Source organism: Streptomyces sp. NPDC058401, assembly GCF_042722885.1.
In the GTDB taxonomy this organism is placed as follows: domain Bacteria; phylum Actinomycetota; class Actinomycetes; order Streptomycetales; family Streptomycetaceae; genus Streptomyces.
This window is the reverse complement of record NZ_JBHXKA010000080.1, coordinates 22,350-37,111: the sequence shown is the minus strand read 5'-3', so window position 1 is coordinate 37,111 and position 14,762 is coordinate 22,350. Positions and strand designations below refer to the sequence as shown.

10 protein-coding genes and 3 pseudogenes are annotated in these 14,762 nt (G+C 68.9%); 11 read left to right on the top strand and 2 right to left on the bottom strand.

Translation table 11 applies throughout. The features are described from left to right. From ACFWNV_RS26145 to ACFWNV_RS26125, 5 genes and pseudogenes are all read left to right on the top strand, one after another. Nucleotides 1-593: pseudogene (locus ACFWNV_RS26145) on the top strand (hypothetical protein); the annotation flags it as partial. A gap of 1 nt (nucleotide 594) precedes the next feature. Then, nucleotides 595-1,107, top strand: a complete 513-nt coding sequence (locus ACFWNV_RS26140; RefSeq protein ID WP_383951661.1) for a hypothetical protein — start codon at nucleotides 595-597, stop codon at nucleotides 1,105-1,107. Nucleotides 1,108-1,320: 213 nt separating this feature from the next. Beyond that, entirely contained in the window at nucleotides 1,321-2,529 is a 1,209-nt protein-coding gene (locus tag ACFWNV_RS26135) for an ABC-three component system protein (RefSeq protein WP_383951659.1), read from the top strand. Next, on the top strand, nucleotides 2,526-3,017 hold the full coding sequence (locus tag ACFWNV_RS26130; protein WP_383951656.1) for a three component ABC system middle component: 492 nt from the start codon (nucleotides 2,526-2,528) through the stop codon (nucleotides 3,015-3,017). Before ACFWNV_RS26135 ends, ACFWNV_RS26130 begins: the two co-directional genes overlap by 4 nt. Then, nucleotides 3,014-4,966, top strand: a complete 1,953-nt coding sequence (locus ACFWNV_RS26125) for a DUF3732 domain-containing protein (RefSeq protein WP_383951654.1) — start codon at nucleotides 3,014-3,016, stop codon at nucleotides 4,964-4,966. Before ACFWNV_RS26130 ends, ACFWNV_RS26125 begins: the two co-directional genes overlap by 4 nt. 267 nt (nucleotides 4,967-5,233) lie before the next feature. On the opposite strand, the gene ACFWNV_RS26120 is transcribed toward ACFWNV_RS26125, so the two are convergent. Continuing rightward, nucleotides 5,234-5,866: a hypothetical protein gene (locus tag ACFWNV_RS26120; RefSeq protein WP_383951651.1), complete on the bottom strand. Its 633-nt coding sequence runs from the start codon at nucleotides 5,864-5,866 to the stop codon at nucleotides 5,234-5,236. A 185-nt stretch (nucleotides 5,867-6,051) separates the two neighbouring features. Here ACFWNV_RS26120 and ACFWNV_RS26115 point away from each other — a divergent pair. From ACFWNV_RS26115 to ACFWNV_RS26105, 3 genes and pseudogenes are all read left to right on the top strand, one after another. Beyond that, a pseudogene (locus tag ACFWNV_RS26115) lies at nucleotides 6,052-6,873 on the top strand (radical SAM protein); the annotation flags it as partial. Between the two features lie 123 nt (nucleotides 6,874-6,996). Further along, complete coding sequence (locus tag ACFWNV_RS26110; RefSeq protein ID WP_383951648.1) at nucleotides 6,997-8,592, top strand: alpha/beta hydrolase; 1,596 nt, start codon at nucleotides 6,997-6,999, stop codon at nucleotides 8,590-8,592. 52 nt (nucleotides 8,593-8,644) lie between these two features. Further along, nucleotides 8,645-9,055: pseudogene (locus tag ACFWNV_RS26105) on the top strand (RidA family protein); the annotation flags it as partial. 138 nt (nucleotides 9,056-9,193) lie between these two features. Here ACFWNV_RS26105 and ACFWNV_RS26100 read toward each other — a convergent pair. Then, on the bottom strand, nucleotides 9,194-9,763 hold the full coding sequence (locus ACFWNV_RS26100) for a HEAT repeat domain-containing protein (protein WP_383951645.1): 570 nt from the start codon (nucleotides 9,761-9,763) through the stop codon (nucleotides 9,194-9,196). Nucleotides 9,764-10,157: 394 nt separating this feature from the next. On the opposite strand from ACFWNV_RS26100, the gene ACFWNV_RS26095 reads away from it, so the two are divergent. The 3 genes from ACFWNV_RS26095 (at nucleotide 10,158) to ccrA (ending at nucleotide 14,759) form a co-directional block, all read left to right on the top strand. Then, nucleotides 10,158-11,990 (top strand): 3-hydroxyacyl-CoA dehydrogenase family protein, encoded by a 1,833-nt coding sequence (locus ACFWNV_RS26095; RefSeq protein WP_383951643.1) that lies wholly within the window; start codon nucleotides 10,158-10,160, stop codon nucleotides 11,988-11,990. 187 nt (nucleotides 11,991-12,177) lie between these two features. Further along, complete coding sequence (locus ACFWNV_RS26090) at nucleotides 12,178-13,005, top strand: TetR family transcriptional regulator (protein ID WP_383951640.1); 828 nt, start codon at nucleotides 12,178-12,180, stop codon at nucleotides 13,003-13,005. Between the two features lie 416 nt (nucleotides 13,006-13,421). Continuing rightward, entirely contained in the window at nucleotides 13,422-14,759 is a 1,338-nt protein-coding gene (ccrA, locus tag ACFWNV_RS26085; RefSeq protein ID WP_383951638.1) for a crotonyl-CoA carboxylase/reductase, read from the top strand. Nucleotides 14,760-14,762: the final 3 nt, after the last annotated feature.

Here is a 14,762-nt window from a genome sequence, read left to right as displayed (position 1 = left end):
CCGAGGGATACGCGCACCTGCCCGGCGGATCGCAGGGCGTCTTCCTCGAAGAGGTCCGGGAGGCCGAGGAAGAACATCATGTCGAGCTGACGCGCGAGGCATTCCAGGACTTCCAGAAGGGGGTCATGCCAGCCGGACCAGGTGCGTCGGCGTTAATAGCCGCGTTTACCCACATCGACGCCGAGCTCAGAGACCACGAGGCGGGCGAAGCGAAAGTGCTGGACAGCGACCGCCGCCTGGAGACCCTGCTACAGCGAGAGGCCAAGAACCTGCACGTCGGGGTGGCGAACTATTGCTGGAACCGCGATCCGGACAAGATGCTGTGCTGGAAACTCGCCGGCACCACGCCCAAGGCCGACAGCAAACCGATGGTCGGGATGTGCGACTCGGCCCGGTGCTCGCAGGCCACACACCACCCGTGCCACCGCGATGTATGGCAGAGCAGTCACGACAGCCAGAAGATCTTCCTCGGAGCCATCGGCCGCAACAATGTAGCGAAGGCGGCACTCCAGGCTGACGTGGACCGTAGTCGGCGGGTACTGGACGAGATCGACGCCGCTACGGGAACCGTCTCGGTAAAGGATGGGCAGTGACATGGCACGGCTGACAGACGACGTGAAGGCCCAAAACGAGGAGGCAGTCCGAGCGGCGATGGACCGTCTCCTACGCGGCGACCTCCCGAACGGCGGGAAGCCGGACCTGAAGACACTGGCGGCCGAAGCTGGCGTCCCGCGCACCGGCTTCTACGCAAAGAAGAACCGCGACGGTTCGGAGCGACCCGGTCCGTACCAGCACCTCGGTGAAGAGTTCGAGCGCCGGCTGCGGACGCTGCAAGAGGCCGGGCAGATCACCGATCCGCGGGCAGCTCAGATCGAACGGCTCAAAGCCCAGGTCGTCGAGCTCAAGAAACGGGTCACTCGGCGAGACGAGGCTTTGGCCGAGCTGACCGAATTCAAGACGCTGGCGATCTCCCGGCTTGCCGCCCAGTACACCGAGATCGAAGGGCTCCGGCGCCAGGCCACAGCCGTCGATAACATCCGCTCGCTGCCAGGCACCCGAAACGGCGCTGCCCCCGTAGCACGGGATTACTCGACTGGCGGCCTCTAACTGAGGTCAGCCGAGGGAGCTGCTCGGCTTTGACCGACCGCCCCGTCGGCAGCTGCCCTCCATGCAGTCAGCCGTCAGGTGCCTCCGGTCATAGGGCGCCCGCAGCGCGGCCCCTGCCCCTCTGGTCGTTCTCGGTCAAGGGGGTTTCGGGGGCAACTCGGCCGTGCCAAGATCGGAGCCACGTACGGTGAACGGTGGCCTACAGGGGGCAATATGGCTGAGCGGGAACCCGACTTCGAGGCCTCTGCTTCCGCACTCGGGTACGTTTACCAGCTGCGTAAGGCCCTACACCTGTGTGTTAGCCGCCTCGGAAGCCTGGACTGGTCGTTGGCCATCGAGGCCGGAGATGACATAGAGGAAGTCACGGACGAAGGTAGGACCTACTACCAGCTGAAGCACCGCGCTCCTGGTATCCGCTTGACGAACGCAAGTGTCGACTTGTGGAAGACGCTGCGGATCTGGGCCCACGGCATCGCCCATGGGCAGCTGGACCTGGACGAGACGGATCTGGTCCTTCTCACTACTGCAGAGTTGCCCAAGGATTCCGTGGGGAGCTGGCTACAGGACCACGACAGCCGTTGCAGGGATGAGGTGCGTGCTCTCGCAGCGCTGGAGGCAACGCGCGCGACCTCGAAGAGCGACGCGTTGGTGAAGCCCTTTAAGGCCTTCGACCTACTGACCGACAGACAGCGGGCCCTCATGGTTTCCAAGATCCGGGTGATCGGTAACGCTCCGGATGTCGACGCGGTGGAAAAACAGTTGCGGCAGTCAGCAGTCACAGCCGTGGGCCGTGACCACGCCACCTCATTTCTTGTTCGGTTGGAGGGGTGGTTCTTTCGGAGGGCGATCCGACAACTGCGAGCAGGCGGCCAGGACGCGATTAGCGGCCTTGATTTCGACGAGGTCTTCTCTGACCTCCGAAACCAGTTCGGGCGAGCGAATCTACCTATCGACGAGGACATCGCTGGGCTGGAGCCCGACCTTGCGAAGTACGCTGGCCAGCCGTTCATCCAGCAGCTAGAGCTGATCGAGGTCGGCTCATCGCGGGTCAGCCGTGCAGTCCGCGACTACATGCGGGCGGTCACGCAACGTTCGCGATGGTTGGGTGAGAACCTTCTGCTTCCTGGTGAGCTGAGCCGCTACGAGCGCCGACTGGTTGAAGAGTGGGAAGAACTGTTCGACGACATGGTGGACGGGCTAGGCGCCCAGGCGGCCGAGGTAGAGAAGGTTGCGGCGGCCAGAAGAATCTACAAATGGGCGATGACTGAGGCCCCGCGGCGGATCCGGCCAGAGTGTGATGAACCGTTCGTGTCCAAAGGCTCGTTCCACATGCTCGCTGATGACTACAGGGTGGGCTGGCACGTGGACTTCGTCGCTCGGCTCATGGCCGTGCTGGAGCCTGCGGAGACGACTTCGGCATGATGGAATTCAGCGATCTCAGCCGGGATGAGCGAGCCCTCTACAACCCTTTCTTCACCGGCCTAGTCGTCGGCCGGGCGGTGCAAGGCCATCAGACGGAGTTTGGCGCGCCCTGTCCCGTGGTGGTCGGCGTCCTAGCCGCCGTGATGGCCTTGCAACCGGCGATACGTACCAGGCTTCCGCGGACGACCTCCAGCGGCCTACACCGCTGGCTGCAGGAGAACAGCCCCGTGAAGGCCTCAATGGCACAGAACGCTTCCGCGGTCGCCGACGTCGTTCGGCCTGGCTTGCTGACGGCATTGCAGACAAATCTAGTGAGTTGCGACAGGGAGGGCCACCTGTACGTGCCAAAGGGCCGGCTGAAGAAGGTGATCACTGGAGGCAGCGAGGAGATCGTCGCAATCCAAAAGTCAGCCCATCTGCTGGGACGGTGGCTGCCCAGCAGCGGAAGCATGAGCACCGTCATGACCCTGCTAGGAGTCCGGCCTTGACGTTCCAGATCAGCGCCATCTCGATCTACAACAAGGATGGCGAGATCCGCACCGTTCCCTTCCAGACGGGCAAACTGAACATCATCACGGGCGATTACCGGCGCGGGAAAAGCGCGATCTTGGACATCGTCGACTACTGCCTGGCCAGCGACGACTACGTCATCCGTGGTGCCGCTCTACGCAACTTCGTGCACGTGTTCGCCCTCACGGTAGAGAAGGACGACCAGCAACTGTTCATCGCCCGTCCAGCGCCTACGGGCAAGGCTGCAACGGCCACCACGCTATGCATCATGTCCCAGGCTCATGGCGCACCACCTCCTGCGCGTACCGAGCTGAGCTTCTCCACCCCCCTGGACGTCGCCAAGAGGGTGTTGTCTCGATTCGCCGGCATCGACCAGACCGTGCAACTCCCGGTGGCGCGCAGCGCTCGGCAGATTGCACCGTCCGTTCGGCACGCCCTGTTCTTCTGCCTGCAAGAGCAGAACGAAGTCGCCAACCCCGATCTGCTCTTCCACGGCCAGACGGAGGAGTACCACCGGCCGGCGCTGCGTGCCATGCTTCCCTACTTCCTCGGTGCCGTAGATCCAGAACGTGCGCAGCGCGAGCATCAGCTGAAGCTGCTTAAGCGGCAACTGACTGAAGCGCAAACAACTCTGGTTACCACCCGCGACTTCCGGCCCGCCTCTGGGACGGCCGCAGCGTTGCACTCCGAAGCAGTCGAGGCCAGCCTGATCAACCCAGTCACAGCGGGTGGCCTACTGGCAGAGGGCGAGATCATTGACCGGCTACGCCAAGCTGTCGCTGCAGCCGAGCCGGAAGCAAGAGGCCCTTCAAGCGACGATCCGCTGTCTGGGCTCGCTGACGACCGCCGCGGGCTTCGCCAGGCCTACGCCAATACCCGCATGCGGATCTCCAATCTCAAGAACATCGCACGGGAGAAGGACGATTTTCTGGGCCAGGTTAGAGAGCAGCACGCCCGCCTCGCCACCCTGGGACTACTTCCCCGGCCAAGCGCAGAGGAACAGGAGCCCGCCCGGCAGTGCCCGGTGTGCGGCGCTGTAGCGCCTGAGCCCGATCAGACGGCACGCATCATCCGGCAAGACCTCGTGCGGCTGGATGCCGAGATGGCCACAATCGGCGACGCCACCCCAGACATAAACGCACTCATCTCCGAAGAGGAAAATGCCCTGGCAGACCTGCGGGGGGCCTTGGCCCGGAACCAAGAGCAGATAGACGTCCTCAGCGCCGGCCAGAGGGTAGCCAGTCAAGACGATCCCCGACACCGAGCGGCCGTGGTTCAAGGCCGTATCAGCCTCTTCCTGGAGACAATGGCCCGCCAGGCCGAAGCGCCTCCCGTAGATGACCGGCGGGAAGACCTCGCTGCACAGATCGCCGAGTTCGAGGAACTGCTCGGCAGTACCGTCCAAGATGACCGGCTGAGTAGTTTCCTCTCCTTGGTCAACCTCAAGATCCAGGCCAAGGCGGTCGCGCTCGACCTGGAACACAAGGAAGACCCCATCCGGCTCGACCCCCGCGCACTTACTGTCGTAGCCGACACCCGCCGAGGGCCGGTCCGGATGTCCCAGATGGGCAGCGGGCAAAACTACCTCGGCTATCACGTCGCCACCATGCTGAGCCTGCATGAGTGGTTCACCGAGCAGGACAGCCCTGTCCCCCGGTTCCTCATTCTCGACCAGCCCTCACAGGCGGGTTTCCCAGACGAGACACGCGACGGCGGGTTCGGTTCCGCACGAGCCACATTGCTCAACCTCTATAGGACAATCCAGCAGAGCCTGAACACACTACAGGGCTCCTTCCAAGTCATCGTGATGGAACACGCCGACCTGGACGAGGAGCCCTTCCGTAGTGCCGTCCAGGATCGCTGGCGGCGCAGTAACGGAGGCGCCCTCATCCCCCAACACTGGATCACCGACGACAACACTGACTGACCTGGTCGACCACGACTGCAAGCGTCCGGGCGAGCCCCATTGTCGATATGGAAGATATGAAGGTCGCAGACCGGGCCGTCGACCTGGTTGGCTACGGGCCAGCACGGTCATGTCGTGATCGTCGGCAAGGGGAAGCTCGGTCTCCTGAACGTGCTCGCCCGTCACCCAGTGCAGGACGCAATATCCATGCCCGTCGGTCTACGTCACGAGATTGCCGCTGTCGGCGGCAGCGGCTGGCAGTCAGGAGGTGCATGTGGCCTTCGGCCCCTACGACGCGGCCCACCGCTCCGGGCAGTCCGGGACCGAGCCGGCTTCCTCAAGGAGGGACCGCCAGCCGATCCGGGCCCGTCGTTCGTCTGCCCCGGGCGGCAGCAGGCCGTTCATCGCCGCCACCATGCCGCCCAGCCGGTAGGCCCGGTACTGGCCGAGGTCGTGCGGCGCGATGTAACTGGTGATGAGGGCTCCGACGTCGTTGACATCATCCGCATCCGGCAGCGGCCCCCATGCCTCCACGCCGGGCATCCTCCGGGCGTCCCGTACGGTCTGCTTGCTGTCGAGATTGATCGCCTCGCTGCACAAGCCGAGAGGGATCTCCTCCAGCCCCACGTACCAGGTGCGGTGTGTTCCTCCGGCCTTGTCGATGGCGCCCGCGTTGTCCACCAAGGTGCTCCACACAGGCCAGTAGTGGATGCCGGGGGCCGGGCCGACCTCGATCCGGTAGGCCATGTCGGGCGCGTGCAGGCCGGTGTCGGTCGGGTTGTCGGAGTCGGTCAGCCAGATCAGTGGCCGGTCACCGTCGAGGTGCATGGAGTGCTTGCCCAGTGCGATCTTCGCATCTCGGGATATCGCCTCCCATCCGTCAGCGGTGGTGAAGTGGAACAGGGTGCTTGGTGTCATCATCGAGCCAGGGTGACAGGACAAGGTGACCGGACACACCTGTACCGGCCGGAAGGCGTTCGATCACGGTAGGCTCCTGTCGCGTCAAGGAGACACGAGTAACGCCCTCAGGGCGGCACTGACGACGTGACCGTCGCCGGGTCTATGCGACACGACCTGCGTGGGACACGGTCAGTGCCGGGATAAGCTTCGCCCGCAAGACGCACGGCTACCTCGACCTCGACACGGGCATCGGCTTCGACTCCCAGATCGTCGTCAAGACCAACGCCCCCGAGCTGGTGCGCCGCGAGCTCGCCTCGCCCCGCTGGAGCGGCGCGCACATCGCGATGGGCACCAACGTGGACTGCTACCAGCGCGCCGAGGGCCGGTACCGCCTGATGCCCGGGATCATCGAGGCGCTGCGCGAGCGGGCCAACCCCTTCTCGATCCTGACCAAGGGCACGCTCATCCTCCGCGACCTCCCGCTCATCCAGGAGGCAGCGGCCGTCGCCGACGTCGGGATCTCCGTCTCCGTCGGCTTCACCGACACCGCCCTGTGGCGCACGGTCGAACCCGGCACCCCCTCCCCCGCCGCCCGGCTGCAGGCCGTCCGCACCCTCACCGACGCCGGCATCGAGTGCGGGGTGCTGATGGCCCCGGTGATCCCCTTCCTCGGCGACTCCCCCGAGCAGCTGCGGGCCACCGTCCGGGCCGTCGCCGAGTCGGGCGCCACCTCCGTGACACCCCTGGTACTCCATCTGCGCCCCGGCGCACGCGAGTGGTTCACGGCCTGGCTGGGCGAGCACCACCCCCACCTGGCCGCCAGGTACGAGCGGATGTACGCGGGCGGCTCGTACGCCCCCACCTGGTACCAGCGGATGATCACCCGCCAAGTCCACGAGCTCGCCGCCGAGTTCGGCATCGGACCGGGAGGCCCCGGCGGCCCGGCACCGGCCCGGCGGGTCGTCGTGCCGGAGCGGCCGGACGGGCCCGCGGCCGCACCCGGGCCGACCCAGCTCAGCCTGCTCTGAGCACCCGTACGACCGTACGACCGACTGAAGGGTCATCACATCGGGCCAATCGGGGCCCCAATCCCCCCTTCCGAGCACAGGTTCCGGGACGATTCCGCCCAGAACCCTCGGCTGGGAGGCCCCATGCTGCATCCGAAGAAGCTGAACGAGCCCGGTCCCGTCAAGCGGCGCGCCGCCGTCCTGCTGGCCGTGTCCACCCTCGCCGCCGCCCTGGCGAGCCCGGTCACGGCCGCGGCCCCTGCTTCGGCAGCCCCGGCCCCGGCCGCCGGGACCCTGAAGTGGTCCACCTGCGCGACCTCCCGCTACCCGACGCTCCAGTGCGCCTCCCTCAAGGTCCCCCTCGACCACGACAACCCGGCCGGCCGGCAGATCTCCCTCGCCCTGACCCGGGTCCCCCACACCGCCGCCCGCTCGCAGGGCCCGCTGCTGGTCAACCCCGGCGGGCCCGGCGGCAGCGGACGCACCCTGGCCGGGTTCATCGCCTCCGCCCTGCCCAAGGACGTCGCGGCCCAGTACGACGTGATCGGCTTCGACCCGCGCGGCGTCGGCAAGAGCGAGCCCGCCCTGGACTGCGGCGCGGGCCACTTCACCCCCGTACGGCCCGACTCCGTACCGCTGGACGAGGAGACCGAGCGGGCCAACCTGGAGCGGGTGAAGTCCTTCGCCGAGTCCTGCCAGACCAAGCACGCCGACGTCCTCCCGTACATCGGCACCGTGTCGGCGGCCCGCGACCTCGAAGTGCTGCGCACCGCCCTGCGCGCGGACAAGCTGAGCTACTTCGGCTACTCCTACGGCACCTACCTGGGCGCGGTGTACGCCAAGCTCCACCCCGACCGCGTGCACCGCCTGGTCCTGGACTCGGTCGTCGACCCGGCCGGGGTCTGGTACGAGGACAACCTCGCCCAGGACCAGGCCTTCGACTCCCGCCACAAGGCCTTCCTGGCCTGGGTGGCCCGGTACGACTCCACCTACCACCTCGGCACCGACCCGGCCGAGGTCGAGGCCCGCTGGTACGAGATGCGGACCGCGCTGCGCACGGCCCCGGCGGGCGCCAAGGTCGGCCCGGCGGAGCTGGAGGACACCTTCATGCCGGGCGGCTACTTCAACGGCTACTGGCCCCACCTCGCGACGGCCTTCGCCGCGTACTCCGTGGAGGGCGACCCGAAGCCGCTGGTCGCCGCTTACGAGAAGTTCGGCGCGGTGGAGCCCTCGGCGGGCAACAGCTACAGCGTGTACACGGCCGTGCAGTGCCGGGACTCGGCCTGGCCGCGGAACTGGAACCAGTGGCGGGCCGACATGTGGCGCACGCACGCCAAGGCGCCCTTCATGACCTGGAACAACGCCTGGTACAACGCCCCCTGCGCGTTCTGGCCGGGCGAGCCGCTCGAGGCACCGGACGTCACCAACTCGGCGCTCCCGCAGGCGCTCCTCTTCCAGGCGACCGAGGACGCGGCGACCCCGTACGAGGGCGCGGTGAGCATGCGGCGCAAGCTCGCGGGCTCGGCGCTGGTGGTCGAGGAGGGCGGCGGCAACCACGGCATCGCCCTGAGCGGCAACAAGTGCCTCGACGAGAAGCTGGCTTCGTACCTGCTGACGGGCAAGGCCGCGGACGCCGTCTGCCCCGCCCAGCCGGCCCCCACCCCCATCCCGGCGACCCGCGCGGTCCCGCCGTCCGCGGGCGGCGCGGCGCTGCACGGGCTGCTCGGTTTCCGGGGGTAGCCGGGAGCGGCCGGGGTAGGTGTCCGGGCCCGCAGCGGGCAGGATCATGCCCATGGCTACTTCACAGGACAACCACCTCACCCGCATCGCCGCGCCGGAGGGCGTCGCCCCCGGCACCGGCTACAACCACGTCGTCTGGGGCACCGGCCGGTTCGTCGCCGTGTCCGGTCAGTGCGCCTTCGACGAGAAGGGCGAGGTGGTCGGCGAGGGCGACGCGGCCGCCCAGGCCCGGCAGGTCTTCGAGAACCTGGGCCGGTGCCTCGACGCGGCCGGGGCCACCTTCGACGACGTGGTGAAGCTGACGTACTTCGTCACCGACGTCGCCCACCTCCCCGCGGTACGCGCGGCCCGTGACGAGGTGTTCGCCCCGGACCTCCTCCCCGCCTCCTCGGCGGTCCAGGTGTCGGCGCTGTTCCGGCCCGAACTGCTCATGGAGGTCGAGGCCTTCGCGATCGTCCCGGAGCCGGCCGGAAGCGGGCCGGCCCCCGAGACCGAGACCGGGTTCCGCACCGGTTCCGCGGCCGGATTCGGCACCGGCTTCAAGGCCGGCTTCGCCCGCTGACGCCGAGCTGACCCCCGGCTGACGCCCGGCTGACGCCTGCTAGCCGCCGCCGAGCCCCCGCAGGGCCGCCGTCGCCGCCACCGCCAGCCGGGGGTGCGACTGGGCCCGGGTCAGGACCTCCCGGGCCCGCTCGTCCGCCAGCGCGCCCAGCCCCTCCACGCAGGCCAGGGCCACCCGCCAGTACGGGTCGTGCGGCGCGAGCAGCCGCGACAGGGTACGGATCAGCGCGGGGGCCGACTCCGGGGCGTGCAGCGCCGTCAGCAGCCGGACCGGGTGCAGGGCGTAGGCCGTGCGCAGTTCGTTCGTGGCCAGCGCCGCCGCCGCGCGGGCGGTGCGCGGGTCCCCGAGGACGGCCAGCGCCTGCGCGGCGGCCTCGCAGCGCGGCGGGTCGCGGTGGTTGAGCAGCAGGACCAGGGACTCGAAGGCACGCCGGTCGCCGGCCAGCCCCAGCCGGTACGCGGCCAGCTCGCGGGCCCACAGCGGCAGCCCGGCGGAGGCCAGCGAGGCGGCCAGGCCGTCCGCGTCCGCCGCGAGCAGCACCTCGTACTGCGCCTCGTACTCCGGTGCCTGCGCCGCTTCCGCCCGCAGGCGCTCCAACACGTCGTTCACCCGGCCACCCTAGGGGGTGTCCCGCCTGTCGGGGCGGCCCTTCGAACAGCCGGTTGATCGATGATCGATGATCGGTACATTTGGGCGGTACAGGTCACATCTGCGCGCTCTGGCGGACCAGTTGGCCACCGGCTACTGTCCCTACAACACGTACGGGGACGGCCTGGTGACGCAGCCTCCCCGCACCAGTCGGTTCTGCACGACTTCACGCACGGCGCCCCCGGGACAGGGTTCCGCCGTTCACGCCCGCCGGGCTGCTCCGCCACGACCCCTTCCCTCGGGGATCCGGCGGCCCGCCCCGGGTTGCGCCGTAGATACGTACGGCATCCCGCGCGCCGAGCGCCCCGCGCCGCGCGCCCCCTCAGTCGTCACCCTCTTCCACTGGAGTCCCGCGATGGACCTTCCGTCCACGTCCGGTCAGCCCTCCCCCTCCTCCCAGCCCGTCCGTCCCGCCCTGCAGACCATCGCCGTCGTCGGTCTCGGCACGATGGGCTCCGGCATCGCCGAGGTCCTCGCCCGGGCCGGCCGCGAGGTCATCGGCATCGACGTGAGCGAGGCCGCCGCCCGCCGGGCCACCACGGCCCTCGCGGCGTCGACCGCCCGCTCCGTCGTCAAGGAGCAGCTCACCGAGCAGGAGCGCGAGGCGGTGCTCGCCCGCTTCCGCACCTTCTCCGAGCTGGACGCCGCCGCCGAGGCCGACCTCGTCATCGAGGTGGTCCCCGAGTCCTACGAGCTCAAGCAGCGGCTCTTCCGCGAGCTCGACGCGATCGTCCGGCCCACCGCGATCCTGGCCACCGGCACCAACGCCCTGTCGGTGACGCGGATGGCAGCCGAGTCCCAGCGCCCGGAGCGGGTGGTCGGCCTGCACTTCTTCAACCCGGTTCCGGCGATGAAGCTGGTCGAGGTCGTCTCCAGCGTGCTGACGGCCCCGCCGGCCGTCGAGGCGGTCACCGCGCTGGCCCGCGAGCTCGGCAAGGAGCCCGTCGCGGTCGGCGACCGCCCGGGCTTCGTCGCCGACGGCCTGCTCTTCGGCTACCTGAACCAGGCGGCCGCCATGTACGAGGCGAAGTACGCCTCCCGCGAGGACATCGACGCGGCGATGAAGCTGGGCTGCGGCCTGCCGATGGGCCCGCTCGCGCTGCTCGACCTGATCGGCGTGGACACCGCCCGCACCGTCCTGGAGGCCATGTACACGGCCTCGGGCGACCGGCTGCACGCCCCGGCCCCGATCCTGGGGCACCTCGCCGAGGCGGGCCTGACCGGGCAGAAGTCCGGGCGCGGGTTCTACACGTACGAGGCCCCGGGCAGCCAGGTCCTCGTCCGCGACCTGCAGACCCCGCCGGACGGGGAGCTGGTCCGGGCGAGCCGTCCGGTGAACTCGGTGGGCGTGGCCGGTTCGGGCACGATGGCGAGCGGGATCGCGCAGGTCTTCGCGCAGGCCGGCTTCCCCGTGGTGCTGGCGGCCCGCAGCCAGGAGAAGGCGGACGCGGCGAAGGCCGCGATCGGCAAGTCGCTGGCCCGCGCGGTGGACCGCGGCCGGCTGACCGCGGAGGCGGCCGCCGCCACCGTGGGCCGGATCACCGCGGCGGGCTCGCTGGACGCCTTCTCCGACGTGGACCTGGCGGTGGAGGCCGTCGCCGAGGACCTGGAGGTGAAGCAGGAGCTGTTCCGGGCGCTGGACAAGGCCTGCAAGCCCGGTGCGGTGCTCGCCACCACCACCTCCTCGCTCCCGGTGATCGCGATCGCCCGTGCGACCTCGCGTCCCGAGGACGTGATCGGCATGCACTTCTTCAACCCGGCCCCGGCGATGAAGCTGGTCGAGGTGGTCCGGACCGTCCTGACCGCCGACGACGTGCACGCGACGGTCCGCGGGATCTGCGGTCAGGTGCGCAAGCACGCGGTGGACTGCGGGGACCGGGCGGGCTTCATCGTGAACGCGCTGCTGTTCCCGTACCTCAACAACGCGATCAAGATGGTCGAGCAGCACTACGCCGGCATCGACGACATCGATGCGGCGATGAAGCTGGGCGGCGGCTACCCGATGGGGCCCTTCGAGCTCCTCGACGTGGTCGGCCTGGACGTGTCGCTGGCCATCGAGCAGGTCCTGCACAAGGAGTTCCGCGACCCGGGCCTGGCCCCGTCCCCGCTGCTGGAGCACCTGGTCGCGGCAGGCTGCCTGGGCCGGAAGACCGGCCGCGGATTCCGTGAGTACGCCCCCCGCCGGTAACCCGCGGCAGGCGCAGGAGCCCCCAGAGCAGGATGCGTGGGGAGGGCTGCTCGGGTCCGCCGGACCCTCACGGCGGACACACCCTCCCGAGGAGCACTGTGTGCCCAGTGCCGGCCCTCCCCCGCATCCATCCCCGTCCCAGCCCCCTCGGGAGCGCTCTCCCGCGGGAATGAAGTACTTTCGCTCTATGTCCCAGCCCGCCAAGACCTCACCCCGCGCCTCCGCGGTCTCCGACGCCCCGGAGACCCCGGCCGGCACCAAGGCGGCCGCGCAGCGGCTCAAGATGCGCCGCGAGCTCGCGGCGGCCGCCATGGAGCTCTTCGCGAACAAGGGGTACGAGGCCACGACGGTCGACGAGATCGCCTCGGTGGCCGGGGTCGCGCGGCGGACCTTCTTCCGGCACTTCCGGTCCAAGGAAGAGGCGATCTTCCCGGATCACGACGACACCCTGACCCGCGCCGAGGCCGTCCTCGACGTGGCCCCGGCGCACGAGCACCCGCTCGACACGGTGTGCCGCGGGATCAAGGAAGTCATGAAGATGTACGCCGCCTCGCCCGCGGTGTCGGTGGAGCGCTACCGGCTCACCCGCGAGGTGCCGGCGCTGCGGGAGCGGGAGATCGCCTCGGTCGCCCGCTACGAGCGGCTGTTCACCCGCTACCTGCTGGCCCATTTCGACGAGACCGACCACCACGACGGCAACGACGACCCGCTGCTGGCGGAGGTGGCCGCATCGGCGGTGGTCACCGCCCACAACCACGTGCTGCGGCGCTGGCTGCGGGCAGGTGGGCAGGGCGACGTGGAGGCGCAGCTCGACCACGCCTTCTCGATCGTGCGCAAGACCTTCGGTTCGGGGATCGGCGCCGGGCGCACGCTCAGCACGGCTCCGGCGCCGGAGCCCTCCCCCATGCCGGCCTCGGTGCGTACGCAGGGCGAGGTACTGGTGGCGGTGGCCCGTACGGACGCTCCGCTGGACGAGGTCATGCGGACCATCGAAGAGGCACTCAGAAAGAAGTAGGCAACTCATCTGGACACGCGCCCGGACACCTCCAGGCGACACATCTCACAGCGGCCGCTCCCGTTCCGGGGGCGGCCGCTTTCGTTTGTCCGAGTTGCCCCTACTCGCGGGTAACTCTGATCGATCATCGCTCATCCGTGCAGGTCAATCGGCAAATGAGAGAAAGTTTTGGCACGCGGTGCCTTGCTGAGTGACACGGGGTGCCATACGTTGAATCTCGTCCGGATGTCCCCGCGATCCAGCCCACTCGGCACGGAACGCGCCCCGGATGCCTGCGTCACCAGGCCTCCCGCACCGCCCCACCACAGGCACCGCGCAGCACCACCCCAGCCGAATCGACGGCACTCCAGCACATCGCTCAACGCACCCCGTTTCCCTCAGCGCACCCTCATCAGCGCACGGCCGGAGGCAACACCGTGAAGGACATCCTGGACGCGATCCAGTCCCAGGCCGCGACGGCCGCCGACTTCGCGGCCCTGCAGCTCCCCGACTCGTACCGCGCGATCACCGTGCACAAGGACGAGGCGGAGATGTTCGCCGGGCTCACCACCCGCGAGAAGGACCCCCGCAAGTCCCTGCACCTCGACGAGGTCCCGCTCCCCGAGCTGGGCCCGGGCGAGGCCCTGGTCGCCGTCATGGCCTCCTCGGTCAACTACAACTCCGTGTGGACCTCGATCTTCGAGCCGGTGTCCACCTTCAGCTTCCTGGAGCGCTACGGGCGCCTCTCGGAGCTCACCAAGCGCCACGACCTGCCGTACCACGTCATCGGCTCCGACCTCGCGGGCGTCGTCCTGCGCACCGGCCCCGGCGTCAACGCCTGGAAGCCGGGCGACGAGGTCGTCGCGCACTGCCTGTCGGTCGAGCTGGAGTCCTCCGACGGCCACAACGACACGATGCTCGACCCCGAGCAGCGCATCTGGGGCTTCGAGACCAACTTCGGCGGCCTGGCGGAGATCGCACTCGTCAAGTCGAACCAGCTGATGCCCAAGCCCGACCACCTCAGCTGGGAGGAGGCCGCCTCCCCCGGTCTGGTCAACTCCACCGCGTACCGCCAGCTGGTCTCCCGCAACGGCGCCGGCATGAAGCAGGGCGACAACGTCCTGATCTGGGGCGCGAGCGGCGGGCTCGGCTCGTACGCCACCCAGTTCGCGCTGGCCGGCGGCGCCAACCCGATCTGCGTGGTCTCCTCCCCGGAGAAGGCCGACATCTGCCGGGCGATGGGCGCCACCGCGGTCATCGACCGCAACGCCGAGGGCTACAAGTTCTGGAAGGACGAGCACACCCAGGACCCGAAGGAGTGGAAGCGCTTCGGCAAGCGCATCCGCGAGCTCACCGGCGGCGAGGACATCGACATCGTCTTCGAGCACCCGGGCCGCGAGACCTTCGGCGCGAGCGTCTACGTCACCCGCAAGGGCGGCACCATCACCACCTGCGCCTCGACCTCGGGCTACATGCACGAGTACGACAACCGCTACCTGTGGATGTCCCTGAAGAAGATCATCGGCTCGCACTTCGCGAACTACCGCGAGGCCTGGGAGGCCAACCGGCTGATCTCCAAGGGCAAGATCCACCCCACCCTGTCGCGGGTCTACTCCCTGGAGGAGACCGGCCAGGCGGCCTACGACGTCCACCGCAACCTCCACCAGGGCAAGGTCGGCGTGCTCTGCCTGGCCCCCGAAGAGGGCCTGGGCGTGCGGGACCACGAGATGCGGGCGACGCACCTCGACGCGATCAACCGCTTCCGAAACATCTGAGAA

What these genes read in the sequence shown, in the direction of transcription:
- ACFWNV_RS26140 (WP_383951661.1), top strand. Translation starts at nt 595, where the DNA reads ATGGCACGGCTGACAGACGACGTGAAGGCCCAAAACGAGGAGGCAGTC.
- ACFWNV_RS26110 (WP_383951648.1), top strand. Translation starts at nt 6,997, where the DNA reads ATGCTGCATCCGAAGAAGCTGAACGAGCCCGGTCCCGTCAAGCGGCGC.
- ACFWNV_RS26090 (WP_383951640.1), top strand. Translation starts at nt 12,178, where the DNA reads ATGTCCCAGCCCGCCAAGACCTCACCCCGCGCCTCCGCGGTCTCCGAC.
- ACFWNV_RS26135 (WP_383951659.1), top strand. Translation starts at nt 1,321, where the DNA reads ATGGCTGAGCGGGAACCCGACTTCGAGGCCTCTGCTTCCGCACTCGGG.
- ACFWNV_RS26130 (WP_383951656.1), top strand. Translation starts at nt 2,526, where the DNA reads ATGATGGAATTCAGCGATCTCAGCCGGGATGAGCGAGCCCTCTACAAC.
- ACFWNV_RS26120 (WP_383951651.1), bottom strand. Translation starts at nt 5,866, where the DNA reads ATGATGACACCAAGCACCCTGTTCCACTTCACCACCGCTGACGGATGG.
- ACFWNV_RS26095 (WP_383951643.1), top strand. Translation starts at nt 10,158, where the DNA reads ATGGACCTTCCGTCCACGTCCGGTCAGCCCTCCCCCTCCTCCCAGCCC.